Source organism: Pyramidobacter sp. C12-8 (assembly GCF_002007215.1).
GTDB lineage: Bacteria > Synergistota > Synergistia > Synergistales > Dethiosulfovibrionaceae > Pyramidobacter.
In genome coordinates this window covers 57877-82465 of record NZ_MUHX01000011.1, presented here as the reverse complement: position 1 = coordinate 82465, position 24589 = coordinate 57877, and the positions used below count along the sequence as shown (strand labels likewise).

Genomic DNA, 24589 nt, shown 5'->3' with positions numbered 1-24589 from the left:
CGATGACGCCGAACAGCTGGCTGCCGTTGACGGCGTCCGTAGAGTTGCCGCTGATGCGTCCGGCCGCCACGTTGGTGATCGTGCGCTCCGTGCCGGCTTTGCCCACGCTGACGGTAGAGGCTGGATCTGTTCCCGCAAAATTCTTCGTCTGCCCGTTAACCATGTAGGAAGCCGTTCCCACGGCTGCCGCTGTTTCCGAGCCGGCACCCAAAGCGACGTCGCCTTCGGAAGCTGCGGCTTTGGCCTCGTTACCGATGGCCACGGCCCCGACCGTTTCGGCCTTGGCTATCGTGCCGAGGGCCGTGCTCTGGTTCCCGGTCGCCTGGGCATAATAGCCTACCGCCGTAGCGCTGGAGCCGGACGCCTGCGTGACATAACCAAGCGCTGTGGAACTGTGTCCTTCGGCCTTGCCCCCCAGTGCGATGGTGGAAGTATTCGTCGCAGACGCTCCGTTGCCAATGCTGACCGCGTTCATACCCGCGGCGTGGGCGCTCGTGCCCAAAGCCATTGCCGAACCGCCGGTGCTACTGGAAGAAGGGGGAACCCCTTCGGCTTCAGCCTTGTAACCTAAGGCTATGTCAAAATTCTTTTTTGCATTGGCAAGATGACCTACGGCCACGCCAGAGGTCCCCATGGCCTTGGCTTCCTTGCCCAGAGCCACGCCGTTGTCGCCTTTGACCAGAGCGCTCCGGCCGATCGCCGTGATGCCTACGAAATGTCCTGCGTTGTCGCCCGGCGTGTTGCCTTGTACATAAGAGCCATCTTCGGGAACGCCTTCGGCCCCATAATTGCCGATAACGACGTTATCCTTGCCTTCGATGTCGCGGCCTGCGTTCTTTCCGATAAAAACGCTTTCTTTGCTCGATTTGAACTTCCCTACGGGAATAACGCCATGCTCTCCTTTGACCTTGCTCGTCGAGCCGGCCATCCAGCCCAACGACGTCGTAAAGTCGTCGGCCACCGCGCCGGAACCGATGGCGATACTGCGGTTGCCGTGCGCGGTGCTCAGCGTGCCGAAAGCGATGGCATTGCTTTTCAGCGCCCGCGCCCGGGAGCCGATGGCGATTGCCGGAACCGCATAATTAGATTGCTGCGGATTGTTGGCTTCCGCCTCGTAGCCTATCGCGATACTTTCCTCTCCCTTTGCTTTGGCCTTATTGCCGACGGCGATCGCCTTCGTATGATTCGCCTCGGCCCCTCTCGCAATCTCCACATAGCTCTCGTCGATCACCGACGCCCGCGACGGTTCAAAGCTCCCGACGGCCAACGCCAGAGCGCATACCAGGACCGCGGCGCGTCTTACGCCGACGATCCCGGGCGCTTCTGCATGGCATTTTCGAGCCTTGTTTTCCACCTCTTCGTAAATCGAACCCATGTACCACATCTCCTCCTTTTTTGTTTTTACTACAAAAAACAAATTCGATTGATAAAACAAACGCATTCAAATTGTATATGGGCAAACAGTGAAGAGCATATCATACCCCCCCCCGTGTAAAGATAACTCATTGTTTGCGTTTGCATTTTCGCCGTTCGTAAATAAAAACCGCGGCGTTCGCAACGATTCGCGGCGTTCCGAACGGTTCGCTCCGGAAAAAAATCCGCAATATCCGCAGGTCGTTTTCAGCGGTCGTCATCAAAAATAGATTTGCGCAAAAAAAGAGGACGTCTCGAAATGAACTGCCCCCCAAAAGTTAGACTTTTGGGGGGCAGTTCAAGATCGATCGAGGCGTCCTCTTTTTTCGTATATTCCGTTTCGAAGTTTCCTTGCGCCTTTACGTCCCGCGGGGGGCCTGCGTTCATTTCGGCGATCGAGCCCTCAGCGCCCGAAGAGCCGGGCGAAGAATCCCTTTTTCTTGACCTTGTCCTGGTCGATGTCGATTGACTTCTAAAGGCCCCCGGCGAGCGCTTCCTTGACGCCGCCGCCCTTGAGCGCCGTCTATCAGGGCGGCACAGGATGCCTGCTTGAGAATCCCGGCCTCCACCTTGAGCTTTTTGTCCGCTTTTTACGCCTTTGCATATCTCGACGCCCTGCCAGCACCAATGCGTTTAATGGCACCGGCTTTTACCATGGCTCCCAACACGGCCTCCACCGTCGTTGGGCTGACGTCCGGGAGGATCTTGCATATCTCGGCTTTGGAGAGCGGCGTCAGGCTGTTCAATACGGTCGATTCAATGCGTGCCTTTTTGGTGATTTTTCTCCCGTGGACTACGGCGAAACGCTTATCCAGCTCTTTATAGCACATATACAAAGTGGACAGGAAGTTCTCGATAAACGGGAAATAGGTGTTTTCATTTGTGCGCCAGCCATCAGAAGATCGCCGCAGCGCCTCATAGTAATACGCCTTGCGATTGTTGATCTGCTCCTCGAAAGAGACATATTTCCCCACGTCATGACCGCTTTTGTACAGCAGCAGGAGCGATAAGAGTCGCGACATTCTTCCGTTGCCGTCTCGGAAGGGATGGATACACAGAAAATCCAGAATCACGCACGGGATCAACAAGAGCTGATTGACGTTGGCGTCGCCGCAGGCGTCCAGATAGGCAAGTTCCAGCTGTTCCATCGCGGCTTCCGTTTCAGCGGCCGGAGTAGGAGAAAACCGTACTTTTCGGTTCCCGAACGCATCGACTTCCATGATTACGTTGTCATCCGTCTTGTAGCGTCCGCCGTATTCATGCCCGGCAGCCGACAAAAGCATTTCATGCAGCCTCAAGATGTCACTCCGGCGGAAGTTGATGTGCTCGCAGCCCAGATGTATTTCATTCAGGGCGTCTCTGTACCCGGCGATCTCCGCTTCGGTGTGATTCAGCGGTGCACTGTTCTGATTCACGATCGCCGCGATACGTTCATCGCTGGTAACAATCCCCTCGATCGCATTGGAACTCTTTACCGATTGTACCTTCGCGATGGCTTCCAATTCCGTGAAAACACGGACGTATTCCTCTTTCCGAACCCCGGCCATCGTTTTCAGGCTCGTAATGCTTGCCGTAAGGTTCACAAACTTTGCGGGCAACAGTCCATTATTAAGGAAAGAATAATCGAATCGTCTCATTGTATCTTCTCCTATCTGCATATCATCTTACCATATTATATGCAGATAAACGAGTTCCCGCAAAAAGAATCTGCATATAATCCTTGGATTATATGCAGATTCTTTTCATCTATGCAAATGCCGTTGCAATGTGCGATCGGGATCCCTGCAGAAAAAACCGTATCAGCCGCGGTCTCACCGCCCGAAGAGCCGGGCGAAGAATCCCTTTTTCCTGACCTTGCCCTGGTCGATGTCGATCGACTTTTGGAGGCCTTCGGCGAGAGCTTCCTTGACGTCGCCGCCCTTGAGCGCCGCTTTCAGCGCTTCGTTGGCGGTCTTGCAGGCGTTCTTCACCTGCAGATCCTCTTTGTCGCGGGCGGTTTGAATGCCGCGCGACACTCGATAGTCGCATTTGCCGCAGATGTTCCTGTAAAACCTCTGCACTTTGTCGGCGTCGGCTTCTTTGGGAATTTTGATGAGGATCTCGGGAACGGCGGCGTCGAAGTAAGGGATACGGAGCTCCCAGCCGTCGTTTTTCTTGTCGGTGGACAGTTTCTCCTTGAGCGTGATCAGAGTGCTGTAGTCGCGCACGGCTTCGCGCGGCGCGGCGCCGACGCTGCGCTCGACGAAGGCCTCGCTGGGGTTCCACTTGCGGATGCTGCTGAAGTAGAACACGGGACGATGCTCGTAGCGTCGGGTCTCCGGCGTGGAAATCGTGAAGATGTCGCCGCCGCCCTTCTGGCTGCGGAAATGGATAACCTTCCCCATGCCGACGTCCAGATATTCGTCGCTCAGCTCCATGCCGTCGAGGAGCTTCTCGTCGCGCTCCGCGCGCGCGAACATCTCGGCGACCTGATCCTTGGTCAGATGGTCGACGCGCGCGAAGGGGTTGCCTTTCTTGCGGCAGTCGTCGCAGACGTAATCCTTGCTGCTCATCTTGCTGCGGCTCATCATGCCGACTTCTTTGCCGCAGAACGCGCAGGGTTCCTTGCTGAACAGGGCCATGATTTTCCCTCCTTTTTCGAAAAACGGCCTGCCGACGCTCCCGACAAGGAGCCGGAGGCCGTTTCTTCAACGATAAACGAGCCCTAGAATCCGTCGACGCGGAACACGACGAGTTCGTAGGTGGACTTGTCGGCGCGCTCGCGGCGGGTCAGCGTCAGCAGGCCGCCGCCGGGCAGCAGGACGCCGTCCTCGTTGGCGGCCACGCCGGTGGTGGGGCTGTCGTAGAGTTTTTTGACGTCGTTAAGACGGCCGATCGGATTGCCTTCCTTGTCCCACAGTATCACAGTGCTCTGCAGCGGCAGGGCGACGAAGCCGTTGGCGGTTTCGCCCGCGAAGAAGACGCCGCCCATGGAGTTTTGGGCCGGCTCCCTGAGGATCTTTTCCAGTTTGCCGCCGTGGTCGTAGACGAAAAGCGCCGTGGTCTTGGAACCGGCTTCGCGGCCGCTGACGTAGATGTGGTTGGCGTCGATGCGCAGATAGGCGTTGACCATAGAGTCGATCTCGGCCAGGGGGAAGTCGACGGTCGCGACGGTCCCGTCCGCGGCGATCTCGTACTTCTTCATCTCCGCGCCCTTGCGGCAGGAGCGCTCGAGTCCCCAGGTCCCCGAGGGGTGCATGACCAGTTCGCGCGGGCCTTTGATTTTCTCGACGGCGCCGTCCTTGATGTGGCAGGCGCCGCGGCCGACCCCGCCCAGCCAGACCGCGCCGTCGTCGGTGACGGTCATGGTCTGGTAGTTAGCTTTGTCGCCAAGCTCGATGTCGGCCTTCTTGACCAGTTTGCCGCCGTCGAGGGCGTACTCGGCGAGTTTGCAGGCGTTGCTGAGGATATACGCCCTGGTCCCGTCGGACCAGATGCGGTTGCCGCCGATCACGGAGCGGATGATGATGGGGTCGATGGGCACGTGCTTGCTGTTCAGCGTCACGGAGCCGACTTCCGCGGAGTGTTCGGCGCTGGCGTAGGGCGTGCCGTTCCAGTACCAGGGGCCGTCCTTTTTGCCGGCGTCGGTCACTTTGAACTGAAGTCCCTTCAGCAGCGTTCTGACGTCTTCCAGCTTTTCCTTGGAATCGGCCGAAATCTGGATGGTTTCGCCGGCGCCCTCGACGCGGGCGAGATAGTTGATCCTGGACGAATCTTCTTTGACGAGGCAGTCCACGCCGCCCAGCGGGACGAGCGTGTAGGAACGCTTTTCCGCGTATTCGTACGGGTCGAAGCCAAACTGCTCGAGATAGCGGCGGAAGTTCGACTGATTTTCGATATTCGCCTTGACGTCCACCAGCGCGTCGCTCCTCTTGGGATCGGCCGCGCTGGGAATGCGAATCCGCAGCGTCGAAGCCTTCTGGCTGTCTTTGAGGTCTTTTTTCTCGTCGAAGGTCCAGCCCGCGTCCGTCTCGTAATCCAGCGTGAAATAGGTCGCCTCGATCTTTTTGACTTCGGCCCGGGCCGCGCCGCCGCACAGACAGGCGGCCAATCCCGCCGCCGTCAGAACGCTCATAACTTTTCGCGCAGAAATGTCCTTCATCGTCATGCTCCTTTCGCAAACGCGCTTCCGCCGCCGCGCGGCGGCAAAAACGTCTTCCTTTTCCGGCCCCCGCCGGATGCCCGCGCACGTTTTTGAAACCGATACCAGCATATCCGACGCGTGGAAAAAAGCATCACCCGTTCGGGTGAAACCGTAAATTCATTATAAAAACGTAACAAAATTATGTCAAGATAACATCATTCCCGCCATCCCGATAGAGACGCTTTCTCTTCAGTCACGCCCCGGGGAGCGGTTTCGCCGGCAGCACGGGGATCGCCGCGATCAGAGCCTTTGTGTAAGGAGCCCGAGGACGGGACAGCACTTCGGCGGCGGGCCCCTCCTCGCAAAGGCGCCCGCGCTGCATGACGAGGATGCGTTCGGCGGCGCGGGCCGCCAGTTTCAGGTCGTGAGTGACGAAGATCAGGCTCATGCCGCGCTCCACGTGTCGGCGCAACACCGCGATGATGTCGCCGCGCGTCGACACGTCCTGCATGGAGGTCGGTTCGTCGCAGAGCAGCAATTCCGGCCCGAGCATCAGCGCCCGGGCCAGTTCGACGCGCTGGCGCTGGCCGCCCGAAAGCCCGACGGCGCGGGAATCGAGGACGCGCTCGCCCGTCAGCCCCAGCTCGGCCAGAATCGCTTTGGCTCTGGCGCGAACGTCTTCTTTCGTACGTCCGCGCCGGGCGATGAGCGCCGGTTCCATCACAGCGCCCAGCGCGGTCAGCGACGGCGGCAGCGCTCCGTACGGATCCTGCGGCACGTAACCGCAGCGCTGGCGTATCTTCGAAAGATCCGCCGCAGCGAGCTCCTGCAGATCGTGCCCGAAAAGCGCCACCGACCCCGCCTCCGGCGGCACGAGGCCGATCAGCGCGCGCAGCAGCGTGGTTTTGCCGCTGCCCGATTCGCCGACGACGGCCAGCGTCCCGCCTTTTTCCACGGCGAAGGAAAGCCCCGCGACCGCCCGATGTTCGCCGCCGTTCTTGGAACGAAAGCTCACGAAAAGATTGTGCACCCGAATCGTCGCTTCCACAGCCATCTCCCCTTCGCCTCAAAGTATCGCGCGCACGAGCCGGCGCGTGTAGGGATGACGGGGCGCCGTCAACAGATCCTCCGGCGCGCCGCGCTCGACCAGCCGGCCGTCTTTCATCACGAAAAGCTGCGAACAGACGGACGCGGCCATGGGCAGGTCGTGGGTCACAAGCAGCACGGTCAGCCGCTTTTCCCGCTGCAGCCGGCGCAGCAATCCGAGAATGCCGGCCTGGGTGATCACGTCAAGCGCCGTGGTCGGTTCGTCGGCCAGCAGCAGCGACGGTTCGCAAGCCAGCGCCAGGGCGATGGCGGCGCGCTGTTTCTGGCCGCCGGACAGTTCGTGAGGATAACGGCGGGCGACGGCGGCGTCCAGTTCGGCTTCCGCCAGCAGCGCGGCGGCGCGCGCCTTGGCCGCCTCGCCGCGCAGGCGCAGATGAACGCGCAGGACTTCCTCGATGTGGGCCTCGATCGTTTTGACGGGCGTAAAGGAATTCTGCGCGCCCTGCGGCACCAGCGCGATCTTTTTCCAGCGCAGGCGGCGCAGCGATTCCTCGTCGAGCGCCAGCAGGTTCCGCCCGGCGAAGAAGACGGAACCGGCCGCGACGCTGCCCGCAGGCAAAAGCCCCAGCGCCGTCATGACGATACTGGTCTTGCCGCTGCCCGACTCTCCGACAAGGCCGACGAAAGCTCCCCGCGGCACGTCGAACGACACCCCCGAAACCGCCTCATGAGACTGACCGTCGTAACGGACGCGGAGCCCTTCAACGGTGAGCATGATCTTCTCCTCCCAGCCGCGGGTCGATGCGCTCTTCAAGGAAACGCCCCATGTCCACGAAGATCAGACACAGCGACACGATGCCGAGGCCGGGCGGCACGATCAGCCACCACGCGCCCTCGGTAAACGCGCCGAAAGAGTGCGCTTCGTGCAGCATTCTCCCCCACGACACCAGGCGCGGGTCCGACAATCCCAAAAAGGCCAGCCCCGCTTCCGCCAGAATCGCGCCCGGCACCCCCAGAGCCAGATTGGCCAGCACGATCGGCGCCGTCTCGGGGAGCAGATGACGCCGGAGGATATAACTTTTTTTCGCACCGAGCGCCTTCAATCCCTCCACCCACGGGCTTTCGCGGACGGTCAGCGTCAGCGCGCGCACCGAACGGGCCGTTCCCATCCACGAGAAGATCGACAGGATCAGCACAAGCTGCCATAATCCTTTGCCCCACAAACCGGCCAGCGTCATCAGAATCGGCAGCGCGGGGATCGCCAGCAGGATGTCCACGACGCGCATGATCAGAGCGTCGATCCAGCCGCCCACGTAACCGGCCGTCAGCCCGAAGCCGAGCCCCAGCAGCGTCGCCGCCAGCGTCGCGCTGACGCCGACGGTCAGCGACGTGCCGATGCCGTTCAGCAGCAGGGCAAGGACGTCGCGCCCGCGTTGGTCGGTGCCCAGCAATCCCTGTTTCTGACCGAACAGGATCAGTTTGAGGCGAAAACTCTCCGCGCCGCCGACCACGAGTTCGTAACGCCCCCGCCGCGGGAAAAGCCGTTCCGTGCCGCGGCCGATCAGCGGCAGGCCAAGGCGCCGCTTGAAGATCATGTCCCGCGCGTCCAGATTGAGCCAATACTTTTCCTGTCCGTCACGGCGCACCAGCTCAAAATCCTTTTCCGGGGCGCGCCACGTCACGGTCACCGTCCGGGCGGGATTCGCCGTGATCTCGCCTTCCAGCGCGAAAACCGCCGCCGGCTGCGTCTTCCAGTCGAAAGCCAGCCCCGACGCGCCGGGGCGCAGGCCGACGTCGTCTTTCGCAAAGCCGTCGGTTGCCAGCGTCGCGCGTCCGCCGGCAGCCGAGATCTCCGCCGTTTTCGACGTCGAAAGATCGCCGCGCCACCAGAGCGGCCGGGCAAACGGCGCCCCCACGACGTCGGCGGGGCTGTCCAGCAGCCGCGGACCGACGATTCCCGCCGCGGCGATGAAGACAAGGGACCAAAAGGAAGCGCGCCCGAAAAAACCGCTCATCGGTTCACCCCCTCGAGGCGCACGCGCGGGTCGACCAGCCCATAGGCGACGTCGGCCAGCAGGTTGCAGACGACCGTGATCAGCGCCAGCAAATAAAAGGAAGCCCCCGCCGCCGGATAATCATGGCCCGAAAGCGCCTCGAGCAAAAACGAACCCACGCCGCGCAGCGAGAAGACCGTCTCGGTGATCACCGCGCCGGAAACGAGCCCCGGCACCGACATCAGCAGGATCGTCACGAGCGGCGGCAGGATCGTGCGGAAGGCATGCCCGTAAATCACGCGGCGTCTCGTCAGGCCGCGGGCGCGGGCCATCAGCACGTAATCTTCGCCAAGCGCGCGGACCATCAGATTGCGCACGTACAGCGCCCAGCCGCCGAAACCCATCAGCGTCAGCGACAGCACCGGCAGCGCCAGATGCCAGGCGCGGTCGGCCAACAGCGTCCAGGCGCCCGAAGGGGCGGGGACCGACAGGCTGCCACGCAGCGGAAAGATCGGGAAGTCGTGCGCCAGCAGCATGAGCAGCACCAGCTGCACAAAAAATCCCGGGAACGACGACATCGCCGCGCCGACGCGCAGGACCGTCCGCTCCAGCCATGAGCCGCGTTTCACCGCCGCTTTCACGCCGAGCCAAATGCCCAGCGCCGCCGAGCAGAGCATGGCCAGCGACATCAAGATCAGCGTGCCGGGCAAGCGCGAAAGCAGTTCGTCCCAGACGGGCTTCCGGCTCAGGAACGACAGGCCGAAACGGAACGTCAGCATCCGCTTCAGATACAGGACGAACTGTTCCGGCAAGGGGCGTTCCAACCCGTAGAGTTCGCGCAGGCGTTCCTTGGCCTGCGGCGAAAAGTTCGGGTCGACGATGGTGCTCACGGCGTCGCCGGGCATCACCCGGAAAAGGACGAAGTTCAGCGCCAGCACAGCCGCCAGCACGGCCAGCGAGGCCAGCACGCGGCGCAGCAGCCAGTTTTTTCTCATCGCCTTTCCTCCTCCGGCAAGCGCAGATAGCAGGGATTCCGTTTCATCATCACGTACTCGCCGGGGCGGTATTCCTCGAGCATGAAGGGGCCGGCGCCGACGAGGCCGCGCGGGCCGAATTTTTCTTCGCGGTCGAGGGGGTCCCAGTTCTGCCAGTCCCTGATGTTTTCCACGATCCGCGCCGGCATCCAGGGCAGACCGGCGACGTTGTCGAGATACCAGTAGCTCACGCCTTTCATGGTCACCGTCAGCTCGCGGGCGTTCGGCGCCTCCGTTTCCGCCACGTCCTTGACGGCGTCGAAGAAGCGGGGAATTTCGTTTTTATGGACGAAATCGATCGTCGCCTTCAAGTCGCCGGCCGTCAGCGGCGTTCCGTCATTCCAGCGCAGATTCTCCTTCAGCCGGAAGCGCAGCACGGTATGAGCGCCGGCGCCTTCGCCCGCCGTCTCGACGCGCCATTCTTCCGCCAGACCGGGCATGTCCTCGAGCGTGAAAGGGTTGACAGCGATCAGGCCCTCGTAGACCATGCCGAGCACCTGCCACGAATAGGCGCTGCTGGCGGTAAATGGATTCAGGCTGCGCGGTTCCTCGGCCAGCGCCATGGTCATGGTGCGCGTCGTCCCGTCGCGCGGTTCGGCCATCATCAGCGTCCACAGGTTGTCGGCGGTGATCCGGTCCGTCGACAGCACGTTGCGCCACTTTTTCGAGACGGCCGCCACGGAGAAGCGGCTGTAAACGGGCACCGACGGCACCAGTTCGCCGAGCAGGCGCTGCGCTTCCGCCGACGCCCGTTCCGCCGATGCCTTGTCGGGCGCGAAGCGCAGTCTCGTCAGCGCCGCGTCGAGCGCCGCGTCGTGAGTGCCGGTCAGATTGTAACCGCCGGCAACGTCCATGGAGCTGTGGTAAAAGCTGTAAAGCGAATCGGGATTGCGCCCCATGGACCAGGCCAGCACCGCCAGCGAATAGTCCTTGCGGTCCAGGCGCGCGACCATGGCGGAAAAGTCCAGCGGCTCCACTTCCACGTCGAAGCCGGCGGCGTTCAGCGAGTCGGCGAGGCGCTCCGCCATTTCCGCCGTGGTCGGCGCCGCGCGGGCCAGCGGCGCCAGCAGCGTGATTTTAGGCAGCGGGCGGCCGTCGGGAGCCGTCAGTTTTCCCGCAAAGTTGAAGCGGTAGCCGCAGGAAAGCAGTTTCTCGCGGGCGGCGGCGCGGTCGAAAATATTGCGCGTGCCGTCCGGGCTCGCCCAGGGCGAAACGGGCGGCAGCCAGCTGTTGATGGGCTCGCAGTAGCCGGAATAGATGCTGCGCACCATGCCGTTGCGGTCGATGGACTGAGCCGCCGCCTGGCGGACGATCCGATCGTTCCAAGGGGCGCGGGTGTTGTTCATGAGCAGGAAGAACGCATGGAAACCTCGCGCCAGCGACATTTCCAGATTCGGGTCGGCGCTCAGGCGATCGATGTCCGCGGGGCGGGCGATGTCGCCGAGGATGTCGAGCTCGCCGTTTTCCGCCGCCAGCACCTGCGCATCGGCGTTGGCGACGATGACCAGGCACAGCCTTTCGATTCGCGGTCCGGTCACTTTTTCCGGATCGAAGACCGGCGCGCCCAATGACGGCCAGGCGCAGCACAGAAGCAGCGCCGTCAGCGCCGCGACTTTTTTCATTCCCATCACCTCGAGGGGGATCCGATGCGACTCGCATCGTCTTTGAAAAAAAGGGCCTGTTTTCGCAAACAGACCCGTTCGATCTTCTTGAAACTCAGCGGCGCTTCGCCGCTCTCTCGGCGAAGGAGCGGAAGCGCCAGCGCGGCCAAAAGCTCACGAACCATCCGCTTTATCGCCGTTTTCCCGCTCCAGCGCCTGACGGCGCAGCTTTTCCGCCCGAAAAGCCGCCTCGAAATGACGCCGCTCCAGGCAGGGCGAAACGTCGGTCCCGTTGCGGATCTGCTCGCGCAGCGCTTCCATGGAGGCGGCGTGGCACAGAGCCGCGATCTCGGCGCCGTTCATGCCTTCGCTCCGTACGGCCAGATCATGGAACGACAGCCCCGCAAGGGGGATCTTGCGCAGATGGATGCGCAGGATCTCCTCGCGCGCCGCTTCGTCGGGCATGGGCAGTTCCAGCGCCAGTTCGAAACGGCCGGCGCTGAACAGGGCCGGATCGATGCGGTCGATGCGGTTCGTCGTCGCTACCACCACCACGCCTCCCATGTCCTCGATGCCGCTCATCTCGGCCAGGAACTGGCTGATCACGCGGTCGGCGGTCTGCGCCTGCGAGCTGCCGTCGTTGCCGCGGCGCGGCGTCAGCGAGTCGATCTCGTCGAAATAGAGGATCGACGGCGCCGCCTGCCGGGCCGTGCGGAACACGTCGCGCAGGGCCCGCTCGCTTTCGCCCACGTAGCGCGACATCAGCGACGGGCCCTTGACGGTGATGAAGTTCACGCCGCTCTCGTGAGCCAGAGCCTTGACCAGCAGCGTCTTGCCCGTGCCGGAAGGGCCGTGGATCATGATGCCCCGCGGCGGCGTCACGCCCCAGCGGCGGAACAGATCGCCCTGTTTGAGCGGCCACTGCACGGCCTCGACGAGTTTTTCCTTCGCGTCTTTCAGACCGCCCACGTCGTCCCAGGTCGTGTTCGGGATCTCCACGAAAACTTCGCGGATGGCCGACGCCTCGATCTCGCGCAGCGCCGTGAGAAAGTCGCCCATGGTGATCTCCATGGAAAGGAAGCTTTCGTCCTTCAGTTTCGCCGCGTCGTCGAGCGACGGCAGCAGGCGGCGCAGCGCCATCATGGCCGATTCCTTGGCGAGGGCCTGCAGGTCGGCGCCGACGAAACCGTGCGTGATGTCGGCCAGACGTTCCAGATCCACGCTTTCCGCCAGAGGCATGCCGCGCGTGTGGATCTTCAGGATCTCCAGGCGGCCGTTGCGGTCGGGGATGGGCACGGCGATCTCGCGGTCGAAACGCCCGGGACGGCGCAGAGCCGGATCGAGCGTGTTGGGGATGTTCGTGGCGGCGATGACCACGACCTGGCCGCGCGACGAAAGCCCGTCCATCAGCGTCAGCAGCTGGGCCACGACGCGCCGCTCCACCTGTTTCTCGCCGCCCATCTCCTCCCGTTTGGGGGCGATGGCGTCCACTTCGTCGATGAAGATGATGGCCGGCGCGTTCTGCTGGGCTTCCTCGAAAACGGCGCGCAGGCGCTCCTCGCTCTCGCCGTAATACTTGCCGATGATCTCCGGGCCGGAGATGCTCGTGAACCAGGCGTCGCTTTCGTTGGCCACGGCGCGGGCGATCACCGTCTTGCCGGTGCCGGGCGGGCCGTAAAGGAGCACGCCCTTCGGCGGCTCCACGCCGAGGCGCACAAAAGCTTCCGGGAACTTCAGCGGCAGTTCGATCATCTCGCGGATACGGCGCAGCTGCGCGTCCAGCCCGCCGATGTCGGCATAGGTGATCTTCTTCGGTTTCAGGGCGCCGATCTGGGCCCGTTCGAGGACGACGTCGGTGGAGGCGGTCACCATCACGGCGCCGCCGGGCATCGTCTCGGCCACGCGCAGACGCAGTTCGTTTCCGTACGGCGACAGGATCCGCACCTCGTCGCCGACGCTCGCCGGCAGGTCGCGCAGGCGCGCGCGGAGATAGCCGCGGTCCAGTTCGTCGGCGGCGGCAACGGTCGTGGGGATCAGCACGACGCGCTCGGCATACCCCAGCTCGCAGCGATAAAGGCGCACCTCGCCCCCTTCGCCGCGGCCGAGATTCTCCATGCCGACGGGATCGAGCCCCACGCAGCCTTCGGCAACGGAAGCGTCGTAGACCACGCGGAACGCCGAGCGGCGTTCGCCTTCGAGCTCCACGAAACCGCCGTCGGTCAGCGCATATCGGCTCATATCGGCCGGAGACACCCGCGCGTGCACGAGCCCCCGGTCCGATTCGTTTCCACTGATGATTTTCAGCAAAGCCACCACCTCCGTGACACAGTGAAAGTTTAACACACTTCGTTTTCTTCGGCAGAATCGTCACGGAAAATTCCCGATCTTTCAGCGCCTTGCCTCTTGACTTTTGGCGGTGATATTATAAGTGGTCTGCGGCAGGATCTTTTTCAGCTGAGCCACTTTCATCACGTAAAGGAGTTTTTTCATGTCCAATAAAACGCTCGCGGAAGTGCGCGCGCTTCCCGTCGATTCCAAGTTCCAGTCCGTCGGCCTGGTCACGGAGCTCAAGGAAAAGCGCGACAAAAACGACAAGCCCTACTGGATCATGTCCGTCATGGACAAGTCGGGCGCGCTCGACGCCAAGATCTGGGGCAACGCCCAGTGGTTCGACCTCAAGGACGGCGTCAAAAAGGAAATCGCCGAACCGGCCGCTTCGCCGCTGGTACGGAACCTCAAAGGCGAAACGGTGGGGCTGATCGGCTCGATCACCGAGTTCAAGGGCAAGCCTCAGTATCAGTTCAATCAGATCTGGCTCGTCGATCAGGAGCGCGAGGAATACCGTCCGGCCGCGTTCATCCGCGCCGCCGGGGTCCCCGTCGACCGGCTGGAGGCCGAGTTCTGGCAGTTCGTCGATAGCTGCGGAGGCGAGGCGGGGGAATTCCTGCGCTTCGTCTTCCAGCCCGACAGCGCTACGTGGCAGGCCTTCAGGACCTTTCCCGCCGCCGTGGCGCACCATCACGCCTACCTGCACGGCCTGCTCGAACACACGCTCGGCGTGGCGCGCTCCGCCCGGGCCATCGCCCAGAGCTATCAGGGCACCGCGTACGAGCCCGACCTCGACGTTGTCGTCGCCGGAGCGCTGCTGCACGATCTCGGCAAGCTCGACACCTACGCGCTCGATCCCGGCCCCGAATCGACGCTGGAAGGCACGGTGCTCGACCACATCGCCACCGGCTACGCGCGCTTCGTCAGGCTGGCGGACGAGTTCAAGCTCACGCCGCTGACGCGCACGCTGCTCGGGCACATCATCCTCAGCCACCACGGCCAGAAGGAGTTCGGCTCGCCGGTGCTGCCCGCCACGCCCGAGGCCATGATCGTGGCGGCGGCGGACAATCTGGACTTTTACCTCAACAGCTGGCACGGTTCCGTCGAACAGCTCGACGGCGGCATGGAAGCGGACCGCGCCATCTCCGACTTCGATTTCTCCACGCAGCGGCGCCTGTGGAAATGGCGCCCCGAGCAGCCCCGCTGACCATGAGCTGGCAATTCCAGATCAGCCGCCACGACGAAGGCCGACGCCTCGACGCCGTGCTGCGCGGCATGTGGCCGGGCGTGCCGCTGGGCGCGATGATGAAATACTTCCGCAAGGGAGCCGTACGCCTCGAAGGCAAACGCTGCCAGCCGAACGACCGCGTCCTCGAGGGACAGCACGTCTGGGTGCCGTGGGAAGAGCCGGGCACCGTGGGCCGCGCCGAGATGCCCGACGGCACGCCGCGCCGGCTGCCGCTCGACGTCGTTTACAGCGACCGCTGCGTGATGGTCGTGAACAAGCCCGCCGGGCTGCTGAGCCAGCCCGACGTCAAGGGCGAGGACAGCGTCGTCACGCGCGCGCTGGGCTACGCCGTCGATCCCGAATTCCCGCCCCAGCTGGTACACCGCCTCGACCGCAACACCAGCGGCGTCATGGCGCTGGCCATGGACGGGCCGACCACGCGCACGCTGATGGAATGCTTCAAGGCCCGCCGCGCCGACAAGCGCTACTGGGCCATCGTCATCGGCGAACTGCCCGAGCGCGGCCGCATCGACGTGCCGCTGCTCAAGGACGCCGACAAGAAGCTGGTGCGCGTCGATCCCAAGGGCGAACGCGCCGTCACCGAATACAAACGCCTGACGAGCAGCGGCGCCTTCAGTCTGGCCGAGGTGCATCTGCTCACGGGGCGCACGCACCAGATCCGCGTGCACATGAACCACGTCGGCCATCCGCTGCTCGGCGACGTGAAATACGGCGACTTCGGCTCCAAAGGGCAGCTGAGATCGCTCGGCGTCAAGCGGCCCATGTTGCACGCCCGCAGCCTGACGCTCGGCGGCCTGCCCGCGTTCCTGTCGCATCTCGAAGGCAAAACGTTCCGCGCCCCGGCTCCCGACGACCTGCGCCGCGTCATGGAAAAGCTCGGCTTCATCGACGCCGGCGCGCGGCCTTGAACCCAGGAGGAAAACATGTCCGAACTGAAACTGACCGTCACCGACCGAGCCATGGAGCGCATGCTCGCCATGGGCAGGGAATTCACGATCGCCGCGATGCAGCTCACCACGCGCAGCGGCCCCGTGCCGGCCGCCGTCTGCCGTTTCGGCGCGCCGGACGCGGAAGCGCGCGCCGGTTACGCGCCCCTGACCCAGGGGGAACTGACCGTGTGGGCGCCGCTCGCGGAGAGCTTCATCAACGACGAAGTGATCGTCGACCTCTGCGGCGTCGCCAACATGGTGCTGCCCGTCGCCCTGACGGCGGTCCTGACGCCCGCCTGCGACGGCGGCTGCGCCCGCTGCGCCGCCGGCTGTGCCTCGCGGCGCGGGGACGACGAAGAATTTTAGGCGTGCCGCCGCTGACCGGGCTTTCCCGAAAACAGAACCCGCCGCCACGACGCAAAGAGCGCACATCGCTGAGACACTATGAAAACATGAGGACGGATGACTGATTTTTATCTCAGTATCCGTCCTCATGTTTTTGCCGCGAAACGGCTCTTCGCTCTTCTTCGCGCCGCGGCGGCGGCTTTTACCTGCCTTTCGTCACGTCTCAACCGCGCCGTCGGTCCCGGCGTTCAGTCGGTCGAAAAGGGCCCGTCTTTTGACGGTGCGGCCGATGAAGACGCACTGCGTTTCCTGCGCATAGCCTTCGGCGCCGGTCACGCCGTAGCGCGAATCGGCGGCGTCGAAACGCAGCCATTCGCCGCCGCACTGCAGGACGCCTTTGGCCCGGCTGATGTCGCCCAGTTCGCCGCGGATCACGTCTTCCAAAAGGACGATCAGTTCCGCCGGATTGCGCAGGCGTGCCTTGGCAAACGTGCACTCGTGGATTTTCGAGGCGCGGCCGGCGCTTTCGGCCGCCGTGTTCCACGTGGAACATTCCGCGGCGCGCTCTTCCTCCAGCAGTCCGTTCCACCACGCGTCATCCTGCTGAGTGTAGTGGCGGCAGACGATCTCGGCCCGCGGGTTGAGCCTGCGGATCTCGGCGGCGATCTTTTCGAGAATGTCGGGCGATTCGTTTTCGCCTTTGGAAAAGACGATCCGCGAAGAATTTTCGATCTGATCGAGATAGATGTCGGGATGCTCGCGCCGATACCGGTAAAAGCTCTGCGGCGTCACGATCGTCACCGGGCGGAGCAGGCTGATCCGCTCGTACTCATATTTTTGGGCCGTCGCCAGGATGCCGCTCAGCTTGCCGATCCCCGTCGGCTCGACGACAAGGTACTCGGGATCCAGCGAGGACGAGATCGTCAGCAGCGACGAAGCGAAGCTGTCCTTCATGGAACAGCAGATGCAGCCTTCGGCAAATTCGAGGATGTCGACGTCGGACGTCTGCGAGATCTCCTGGCTGTCCAGGTTCACCTCGCCGTATTCGTTCTCCATGACGACGACGTTCTTGCCCGTGCGCCGGATCAGCTCCTTGATGAAGGTCGTTTTTCCGGCTCCCAGAAAGCCGGAGATGACCAGTATTTTCACGTTTCCACCTCCGCACGACAAAAAACAGGCCTGAAATTCGAGCTCAGGCCTGTTTTTTTGCGATGTTCCGTCAGCCGGAGATCTTGACGACCGGCTTGATCAGCTCCGCGGGCTTGTCCTTCATGAGCTGCAGCGCTTCGGGCAGATGTTCCCAGCCTTCGAAGACGTGAGTCGACAGCGGCGCGACGTCCAGCTTGCCGGAGGTGATGAGTCGGGCGAGCTTTTCCATGCGCAGACGGCCGCCGGGCATCAGCCCGCCGTTGATCTGCTTGTGGCCCATGCCCACACCCCACTCGGCGCGGGGAATGTTGATGTAGGTGCCGCTGCCCAGGTAGTTGACGTTGCCGATCTTGCCGCCGGGCTTGAGGGATTTGACGGCCGGCTCGAAGGATGCCACGGTGCCGCCGGCGATGACGACGCGGTCGACGCCCTTGCCGCCGGTGAGCTCCAAGACCTGCTCCTCGATCGGGCCTTTCTTGTAGCTGATGAAATCGGTGGCGCCGTACTTCTTGGCGGCTTCGACGCAGACCGGGCGCGTGCCAACGGCGATGATCCGCGAAGCGCCGCGCATGTTGGTGCCGGCCACGGCCATCAGGCCGACCGGGCCGATGCCGATGACCAGGACGACGTCGCCGAACTGCACGTCGGCCAGTTCAACGCCGTGGAACCCGGTCGGGACCATGTCGGAAAGCATGCAGGCGTCGACGGTGTTCATGCCCTCGGGAATCAGGGCCAGGTTGCCGTCGGCGTCGTTGACGTGGAAGTACTCGGCGAAAACGCCGTCCTTGAAGTTGGAGAACTTCCAGCCGGCGAGCATGCCGCCGGAATGCATGGAATAGCCGCCCTGAGCCTCGAGGGAGTTCCAGTCGGGCGTGATCGCGGGCACGAGCACGCGGTCGCCGGGCTTGAAGTCCTTGACCATCGAGCCGACTTCCACGACCTCGGCGCAGCCTTCGTGGCCGAGGATCATGTTGTGCCGTTCGCCGATGGCCCCCTCCCAGACCGTATGGACGTCCGATGTGCAGATCGCCAGCGCAAGCGGTTTGCAGATGGCGTCCATCGGGCCGCAGGCCGGCCGGTCTTTTTCGATCCAACCAACTTCGCCAATTTTGAGCATCGCGTAACCTCTCATAACACACACACCTCTTTTTTCTTTGGAATAGCGAGCTGCCCCTGCAGCACACCGCTTAAAATATATTTTACCATTTTATGGGGGGAATGTTCCATGCTCATATTTGAAGAAGAACGGTCAGATTTACAAGGCATATTCCAGAAAAAAATTCTCAATAATATAGGGACAGATCCAGCGGCCATGACGCGACGGGCTTCGAAAAAAACGAACGGTCGAGGTCTCTTCCGCAGCCCGCATTTTTTTCATAGACTGTCGCTTACTGGACAGCCGCCGGAGATGGCGCGTTCCCGATTTCACCGTCGACGGGAGATGGTCTTCGCCGTTTTTTCAGAAAATTAAACTTATTTATTCTTCTTGTACTTGCCCAACTCAGGCGGTTATGGTAATTTACCGAAACAAACCCTTTGGTCTTATATCATTCTCAGGAGGGATCACAATGGCAGTCCAGAACAAAGCGCTCAAGCTTCCTCACACGTTCGCGCTCATGTTTGTCCTCACGGCCGTGATGGCGGCGCTGACGTGGATCATCCCCGCCGGCGTGTACGACGTCGATCCGCAGACCAAGCGAGTCATCGCCGATTCCTATCATCAGGTGGCGAGCAATCCCCAGGGGCTGTGGGACATCTTCAACGCCGTCACCAAGGGCATGATCCAGTCGGCCGTGATGATGTCGATGGTGTTCTTCATCGGCGGCGCCGTCGAAGTGATCGAACAGACCGGCACGATCCGCGCCGGCATGGGACGCATCGTCGGCATGCTGAAGGGCAAGGAGATCTGGGCCGTGGTCGTCATCATGATCGTCATGTCGATCGGCGGCGCCGTGGGGGTTTTCGCCAATCCCGTCATCGCCCTGATCCCCGTCGGCGTGCTGCTGGCCAAGAGCCTCGGCTACGACGCCGTGGTCGGCTTCGCCATGATGTATCTGGGCTCCTATGCCGGCTTCAACGTGGGCTGGGCCAATATGTTCACGGTCGGCATCGCCAACGAGATCGCCGGCCTGCCCATCACCTCGGGGTTCAACATCCGCGTGGTGCTTCACATCCTCAACATCACGCTGACGATCGCCTTCGTGCTGATCTACATCAGGCGCATCGGGAAGGATCCCACGAAGAGCCTTGTCTACGATCCGAACGCGCCGGCGCAAGCGGAAGACCTCGGCGCTCTCGCGGCGAACGCGAAGATGACCTGGCGGCAGTCGGTCTGCGCGCTGATCGTGGCGCTCAGTTTCGGCTTCATCATCTACGGCTCGCTGAACTGGAAGTGGGGCATCTCCCACTACTCCACCGTTTTCCTGATCATGGGGCTGACCTCCGGCTTCGTCGGCGGGCTGGGTCTGAACCAGACGTTCAAAGCCTTTACCAAGGGCATGTCCGGTCTGACCTACGCGGCCTTCGTGATCGTTTTCGCCCGCGCCATCTCGGTGGTCATGACGGACGGCAAGATCATCCACACCATCGTCTACTACCTGTCCATGCCCATCGGCAAAGTCAGCGCCGTCGTGGGGGCCAACCTGATGTTCCTGGCCAACGTGATCATCAACTTCTTTATCCCTTCCGGCTCCGGCCAGGCGGTCACCGTCATGCCGATCATGGTGCCCGTGGCCGATCTGAGCAACATCAGCCGCCAGGTGGCCGTGCAGGCGTTCCAGTTCGGCGACGGTTTCACGAACTGCTTCATCCCCACCTCGGGCGTGCTCATGGGCGTCCTCGGCCTGGCGGGGATCGCCTACGGCAAATACGTGCGCTGGTTCCTGCCCATGCTGCTTCTCCAGATTCTCATGGGCTGCGCCACGGTCACGCTGATGCAGATCTTCGGCTGGTGAACACAATCAAGCAATGGAAGCGGAAAAACGTCCCGGCAGAGATGTTTTTCCGCTTTTCCATGACATGCTGCACGACAGGGAGGCATAAACAATGGATCTTCTAAAACTGGCTTCGTCGGTCGTCGGCGACGTGACGGCGTGGCGTCACCATCTTCACGCCCATCCGGAGCTGAGCGGTCAGGAAGTGGAAACGTCGGCGTTCGTAGAGAGGACGCTGCGCGAAATGGGCGCGGACGAGGTGCGCCGCGCCGGCAAAACGGGGGTCGTGGCGCTGGTCAGGGGCGCTCGGCCCGGCCCGGTCTTCGCCCTGCGCGCCGACATGGACGCTTTGCCCGTGCCGGAGCTGGCCGACGTGGAATTCAAATCGCGGAACGAAAACGTGATGCACGCCTGCGGCCACGACGTTCACACGGCGGTGCTGCTGGGCGCGGCCAAGGCGCTGTGCGACGTGCGCGGACAGATTCACGGCGCGGTGAAATTTTTCTTCCAGCCCGCCGAAGAGACCGGCCGGGGCGCCAGGGAGATGATCGCCGCGGGGGAGCTGGACGAAAAGGATCCGCCCGCCTGCATCGCGGCGTTGCACGTTTTTCCCGGCATTCCCGCCGGAACGCTGGGCGTGCGCCGCGGCGCGTTCAACGCCTCGTCCGACAGTTTCTCGCTGGACGTCATCGGCCGGCAGGGACACGGCGCCTATCCGGAGCTGTGCATCGACCCGATCGCCGTCGGCGCCCAGGTGATCACGGCCCTGCAGCAGCTGGTCAGCCGCGAGGTGGCGCCGCAGGACTCGGCGGTGGTCACGATCGGCACGATCCACGGCGGCGTCAGGAGCAACATCATCGCCCCCGACGTGAAGATGACGGGCACGATCCGCACGGTCCGCTCCCGGGTGCGGGAACACCTGTTCGAAGCCATCCCGCGCGTCGCCAGATTGACGGCCGAAGCGCTGCGCGCCTGCGCTGGGGTGGAGATCCGCGAAGGCACGCCGGTGCTGGTCAACGACGACGGCATGTTCGACCGGCTCGTCTCCGTGGCCGAGCGCGTCGTCGGCAAAGACCGCATCGTCGCCTTCGAGAACTGCTCCATGGGCGGCGAGGATTTCGCCTTCTTCACCGAACGAGTTCCCGGCGTCATGTTCCGCCTCGGCGTCGGCTTCAAGGACAAGGACAACGCGCCGCTCCATTCCTCCTGCTTCAAAGCAGACGAAAGCGCCTTCGTCTGCGGCGTCGCCGCGCTGACCGGACTGGCTCTGGACGTGTGCCGCTGAATCAGCGTGAATTTCCAGCCCGCGCGAATAAATTCGCGCGGGCTGTTTTGTACCGCATCGTTTCAAATTTGCGGTTTTCCTCATCTTGCAGGGCCGACGTCGTTCAATTAAAATCAAGTGGGAATCACGAATCTCTTTTGGGCGCGGCGAAGGCAGATGTTCCACGTGGAACATCTGCCGCCGCTGCAAAATTTTAAACCGACGGAGGACTGACCATGACTTATCGCGAACGATACGAACAATGGCTTGGCGCTTCATGGCTCGACGAGGCGTCGCGGCGCGAACTGGCGGCGCTGAGCGACGAGAAGGAGATCGAAGACCGTTTCTACCGCGACCTCGAATTCGGCACCGCCGGCATGCGCGGCGTCATGGGCGCGGGCACGAACCGCCTCAACCGCTACACCGTCGGCAAGGCCACGCTGGGGCTGGCGCGCTATCTCAAGGCGGAAATCGCGGACTGGCAGCGCGGCGTCGTCGTCGCCTACGATTCGCGCAATCGCTCGTCCGAATTCGCGCTGGAAACGGCGCGCGTGCTTTCCGCCTGCGGCGTGCCGGTGAAGATTTTCCGGCAGCTCGAACCGGTGCCCGCGCTGTCGTTCGCCGTCAAGCACCACAAGGCCGCGGCCGGCGTGGTCATCACCGCCAGCCACAACCCCAAAGAATACAACGGCTACAAAGTTTACGACGAGCACGGCTGCCAGCTCTGCCCCGCCCCCGCCGCCAAACTGACGAGATACGTGGAGGCCGCCGACCTGGCGCAGATCCCTCCCGGCGACGAAAAGCTGATCGCCTGGATCGGTCAGGAGACCGTCGAGGCCTTTCTCGACGCCGTCCAGTGCCAGTCGGTGCCGCAGCGGGACGCGGGCGCGCTGAAAGTGGTCTACACGCCGCTGCACGGCTCGGGCAACCTGCCGGTGCGCGCCATCCTGAAGCGCTGCGGCTTCGCCGACGTGCAGGTCGTCGCCGAACAGGAGCTGCCCGACGGCGATTTTCCCACCGTCACGGCGCCCAATCCCGAGGAGCGCAGCACGCTTTCGCTGGGCATCGAGCTGGCCCGCCGCGTCGGCGCCGACGTCGTAATCGGCACCGATCCGGACAGCGACCGCATCGGCTGCGCCGTCGCCGCGGGCGGCGAATTCCGGCTGCTTTCGGGCAACCAGATCGGCGCGCTGCTGGCCGACTTCGTGCTCTCGCACCGCGCCCTCACGCCCAAATCGACGATGATCACCACGATCGTCACCGGCGAACTGGGGGCCCGCGTGGCGCAGAGCCGCGGCGTGACCGTGCTGCGCACGCTGACGGGCTTCAAGTACATCGGCGAAAAGATCACCGAGTTCGCGCGCAGCGGCGAGCGCGAGTTCCTGTTCGGCTACGAGGAAAGCTACGGCTACCTGGCCGGCACGCACGCGCAGGACAAGGACGCCGTCGTCGCGGCCATGCTGATCTGCGAAATGGCGGCCGCGGCCAAGTCGCAGGGACGCACGCTGATCGACGAGCTGGACGGGCTGTACGCGCGCTTCGGCTATTACCTCGACGCCCAGGAGTCGCACACGCTCAAGGGGAAGGACGGCGCCGAGCGCATCGCCGCGATGATGGCACGCCTGCGCGGCGGCGCGCGCTTCGAAGGCGTTTCGCAGACGCTTGACTACGCGCAGGGGCTGGACGGCCTGCCGCGCGAAAACGTGATGAAGTTCCTCTGCGCCGACGGCTCGTGGTTCGCCGTGCGCCCTTCCGGCACCGAGCCGAAGATCAAAATCTACTATTCCATCAAAGACGCGGACGAGACGAGCGCGCGCGCCAAGCTCGCCGCCCGCCGCGCCGAAGTCGGCGGCGTCCTCGGACTGTAAGGGAAAGGAAGGATCGGATCATGCGCAAAAAAATCGTGACGTGTCTCCTTCTGCTCGCGCTGGCGGCGTCCGCCGCTCAGGCCCGCAGCTATATCGCCCAGCTCTGCTCCAACTGCGCTTTCGGCGACCGGCGCAGGTACTGCGTCAAATGCGGGGCCTACACGTTCGACAAGGGCGTCCCGGCGCGGCTGTGCGAGAACTGCGGCTTCGGCGACCGCTGGCGGTACTGCGTCAAATGCGGCGCCTACACGTTCGGCCGCGGCGCCCCCGCCGTGCTGTGCGAGAACTGCGGCTTCGGCGACCGCAAGAAGCACTGCCTCAAGTGCGGCCGCTATCTGTTCGACTGACGGCGGATTTTCTTCCGTAACTTTGTCACGGAATGGGAACCGCGTTTCCCATATACTCAGAACAGCGACGACGCCGCACGTTTTTCGGCCGGCGAATTATGATATAATAGCTCGGGAATTCGAGGTGACGACGTCATGACGCCGCGGCAAAAGTCGCTTGGGCTCTATCTTGAGGAATTGTACGAACGCTGCAACCGGCGTGAACTCGTCTCGCCCGACCCGCTGCAGTTCCTCTACCGCTACGAAGCGCCCGAAGACCGCGAGATCGCCGCGCTCGTCGCCTCGTCGCTGGCCTACGGGCGCGTGGCGACGATCCTCAAAAGCGTCGGCGTCGTGCTCGGCGCGATCGGGGCCTCGCCGCGGACGGCCGTGGAACGGTACGGCGAAGAACACTGGCGCGGAGTCTTCGCGGCGTTCCGGCACCGCTTCACCGACGGGGCCGACGTCGCGGCGCTGCTGGGCGGCGTCAGGCGCGTCGTTTCCCGCTGGGGCAGTCTCGGCGGCTGTATGCTCGCGGCCCGGCGGGAATGCGGTTCGCTTGCGGGCGCGCTCGATTTCCTGATCGCGGCGCTGGAAAACGGCCGTCCGAACAGCCTGCTGTGCCGTCCGCAGCGCGGCAGCGCCTGCAAGCGGCATTTTCTGATGCTGCGCTGGCTCGTCCGCCGCGACGAAGTGGACCCCGGCGGCTGGGACGGGCTCGACCCCGCCGAGCTGATCGTGCCGCTTGACACGCACATGTACGCGGTGTGCCGCTCGCTGCGCTTCACGAAGCGCAGGGCGGCCGATCTGAAAACGGCGCAGGAAGTCACGAGGGCTTTCGCGCGTCTGTCGCCGCGCGACCCGGTGCGCTACGATTTTGTCCTGACGAGGTTCGGCATCCGTGCCGACATGGAACAGGAAGCGTTGCTGGCGGAATGCCGGGCGCGCTCTACAACAGGAAGGATTGAAACGGAATGATGAAAAAG

Annotated in this window: 20 protein-coding genes and 1 pseudogene; 9 read left to right on the top strand and 12 right to left on the bottom strand. The window is 63.2% G+C overall.

Going from position 1 to position 24589, the window contains the following annotated elements; translation table 11 throughout:
- The 4 genes and pseudogenes from B0D78_RS06090 to B0D78_RS06075 form a co-directional block, all read right to left on the bottom strand.
- A pseudogene (locus B0D78_RS06090) lies at positions 1 to 1375 on the bottom strand (hypothetical protein); the annotation flags it as partial.
- A 628-nt stretch (positions 1376 to 2003) separates the two neighbouring features.
- Complete coding sequence (locus B0D78_RS06085) at positions 2004 to 3050, bottom strand: Fic family protein (protein WP_078016095.1); 1047 nt, start codon at positions 3048 to 3050, stop codon at positions 2004 to 2006.
- A 174-nt stretch (positions 3051 to 3224) separates the two neighbouring features.
- Complete coding sequence (locus B0D78_RS06080) at positions 3225 to 4034, bottom strand: DUF4428 domain-containing protein (protein ID WP_078016094.1); 810 nt, start codon at positions 4032 to 4034, stop codon at positions 3225 to 3227.
- An 83-nt stretch (positions 4035 to 4117) separates the two neighbouring features.
- Positions 4118 to 5527 carry a hypothetical protein gene (locus B0D78_RS06075; RefSeq protein WP_168170026.1) on the bottom strand — a complete coding sequence of 470 codons (1410 nt, stop codon included), beginning with the start codon at positions 5525 to 5527 and terminating at the stop codon, positions 4118 to 4120.
- Between the two features lie 16 nt (positions 5528 to 5543).
- Between B0D78_RS06075 and B0D78_RS12805 the strand changes: the two genes are divergently transcribed.
- Positions 5544 to 5711, top strand: a complete 168-nt coding sequence (locus B0D78_RS12805; protein WP_158606262.1) for a hypothetical protein — start codon at positions 5544 to 5546, stop codon at positions 5709 to 5711.
- Between the two features lie 78 nt (positions 5712 to 5789).
- On the opposite strand, the gene B0D78_RS06070 is transcribed toward B0D78_RS12805, so the two are convergent.
- The 6 genes from B0D78_RS06070 to B0D78_RS06045 all read right to left on the bottom strand — a co-directional run bounded on the left by B0D78_RS06070 (position 5790) and on the right by B0D78_RS06045 (position 13525).
- Complete coding sequence (locus tag B0D78_RS06070) at positions 5790 to 6590, bottom strand: ABC transporter ATP-binding protein (protein WP_078016092.1); 801 nt, start codon at positions 6588 to 6590, stop codon at positions 5790 to 5792.
- Positions 6591 to 6602: 12 nt separating this feature from the next.
- Complete coding sequence (locus B0D78_RS06065; protein WP_078016091.1) at positions 6603 to 7358, bottom strand: ABC transporter ATP-binding protein; 756 nt, start codon at positions 7356 to 7358, stop codon at positions 6603 to 6605.
- Positions 7345 to 8598 (bottom strand): ABC transporter permease, encoded by a 1254-nt coding sequence (locus tag B0D78_RS06060; protein WP_078016090.1) that lies wholly within the window; start codon positions 8596 to 8598, stop codon positions 7345 to 7347. The genes B0D78_RS06065 and B0D78_RS06060 overlap by 14 nt, the downstream gene beginning before the upstream one ends.
- The gene (locus B0D78_RS06055; RefSeq protein ID WP_078016089.1) at positions 8595 to 9572 is read right to left on the bottom strand and encodes an ABC transporter permease; all 978 of its coding nucleotides are present in this window, start codon (positions 9570 to 9572) and stop codon (positions 8595 to 8597) included. The genes B0D78_RS06060 and B0D78_RS06055 overlap by 4 nt, the downstream gene beginning before the upstream one ends.
- Positions 9569 to 11239, bottom strand: coding sequence for an ABC transporter substrate-binding protein (locus B0D78_RS06050; protein ID WP_078016088.1), 1671 nt, complete (start codon positions 11237 to 11239; stop codon positions 9569 to 9571). Before B0D78_RS06050 ends, B0D78_RS06055 begins: the two co-directional genes overlap by 4 nt.
- Positions 11240 to 11386: 147 nt before the next feature.
- Positions 11387 to 13525 (bottom strand): CDC48 family AAA ATPase, encoded by a 2139-nt coding sequence (locus B0D78_RS06045; protein ID WP_240496126.1) that lies wholly within the window; start codon positions 13523 to 13525, stop codon positions 11387 to 11389.
- A gap of 175 nt (positions 13526 to 13700) precedes the next feature.
- Here B0D78_RS06045 and B0D78_RS06040 point away from each other — a divergent pair, with 175 nt between their 5' ends.
- From B0D78_RS06040 to B0D78_RS06030, 3 genes are read left to right on the top strand one after another with little or no spacing between them, the layout of a single operon-like run.
- Entirely contained in the window at positions 13701 to 14747 is a 1047-nt protein-coding gene (locus B0D78_RS06040) for a 3'-5' exoribonuclease YhaM family protein (protein WP_078016086.1), read from the top strand.
- On the top strand, positions 14723 to 15697 hold the full coding sequence (locus tag B0D78_RS06035) for an RluA family pseudouridine synthase (RefSeq protein ID WP_240496125.1): 975 nt from the start codon (positions 14723 to 14725) through the stop codon (positions 15695 to 15697). Before B0D78_RS06040 ends, B0D78_RS06035 begins: the two co-directional genes overlap by 25 nt.
- Positions 15698 to 15712: 15 nt before the next feature.
- Positions 15713 to 16084, top strand: coding sequence for a hypothetical protein (locus B0D78_RS06030; RefSeq protein WP_078016085.1), 372 nt, complete (start codon positions 15713 to 15715; stop codon positions 16082 to 16084).
- A 195-nt stretch (positions 16085 to 16279) separates the two neighbouring features.
- Here the strand turns inward: B0D78_RS06030 and B0D78_RS06025 are convergent, their stop codons facing one another.
- Both B0D78_RS06025 and B0D78_RS06020 read right to left on the bottom strand, forming a co-directional pair.
- Positions 16280 to 17212 carry a CobW family GTP-binding protein gene (locus tag B0D78_RS06025; RefSeq protein WP_168170025.1) on the bottom strand — a complete coding sequence of 311 codons (933 nt, stop codon included), beginning with the start codon at positions 17210 to 17212 and terminating at the stop codon, positions 16280 to 16282.
- A 70-nt stretch (positions 17213 to 17282) separates the two neighbouring features.
- The gene (locus B0D78_RS06020; protein WP_078016083.1) at positions 17283 to 18344 is read right to left on the bottom strand and encodes an NAD(P)-dependent alcohol dehydrogenase; all 1062 of its coding nucleotides are present in this window, start codon (positions 18342 to 18344) and stop codon (positions 17283 to 17285) included.
- A gap of 436 nt (positions 18345 to 18780) precedes the next feature.
- Between B0D78_RS06020 and B0D78_RS06015 the strand changes: the two genes are divergently transcribed.
- The 5 genes from B0D78_RS06015 (at position 18781) to B0D78_RS05995 (ending at position 24581) form a co-directional block, all read left to right on the top strand.
- The gene (locus tag B0D78_RS06015) at positions 18781 to 20166 is read left to right on the top strand and encodes a YfcC family protein (protein WP_168170024.1); all 1386 of its coding nucleotides are present in this window, start codon (positions 18781 to 18783) and stop codon (positions 20164 to 20166) included.
- A 91-nt stretch (positions 20167 to 20257) separates the two neighbouring features.
- Entirely contained in the window at positions 20258 to 21430 is a 1173-nt protein-coding gene (locus tag B0D78_RS06010) for a M20 metallopeptidase family protein (RefSeq protein WP_078016081.1), read from the top strand.
- A gap of 215 nt (positions 21431 to 21645) precedes the next feature.
- Positions 21646 to 23277, top strand: a complete 1632-nt coding sequence (locus B0D78_RS06005; RefSeq protein ID WP_078016080.1) for a phospho-sugar mutase — start codon at positions 21646 to 21648, stop codon at positions 23275 to 23277.
- Between the two features lie 20 nt (positions 23278 to 23297).
- A complete protein-coding gene (locus tag B0D78_RS06000; protein WP_078016079.1) occupies positions 23298 to 23624 on the top strand; it encodes a hypothetical protein in 327 nt (108 codons plus the stop codon).
- Between the two features lie 135 nt (positions 23625 to 23759).
- Positions 23760 to 24581 carry a TIGR02757 family protein gene (locus B0D78_RS05995; protein WP_078016078.1) on the top strand — a complete coding sequence of 274 codons (822 nt, stop codon included), beginning with the start codon at positions 23760 to 23762 and terminating at the stop codon, positions 24579 to 24581.
- Positions 24582 to 24589 lie beyond the last annotated feature (8 nt).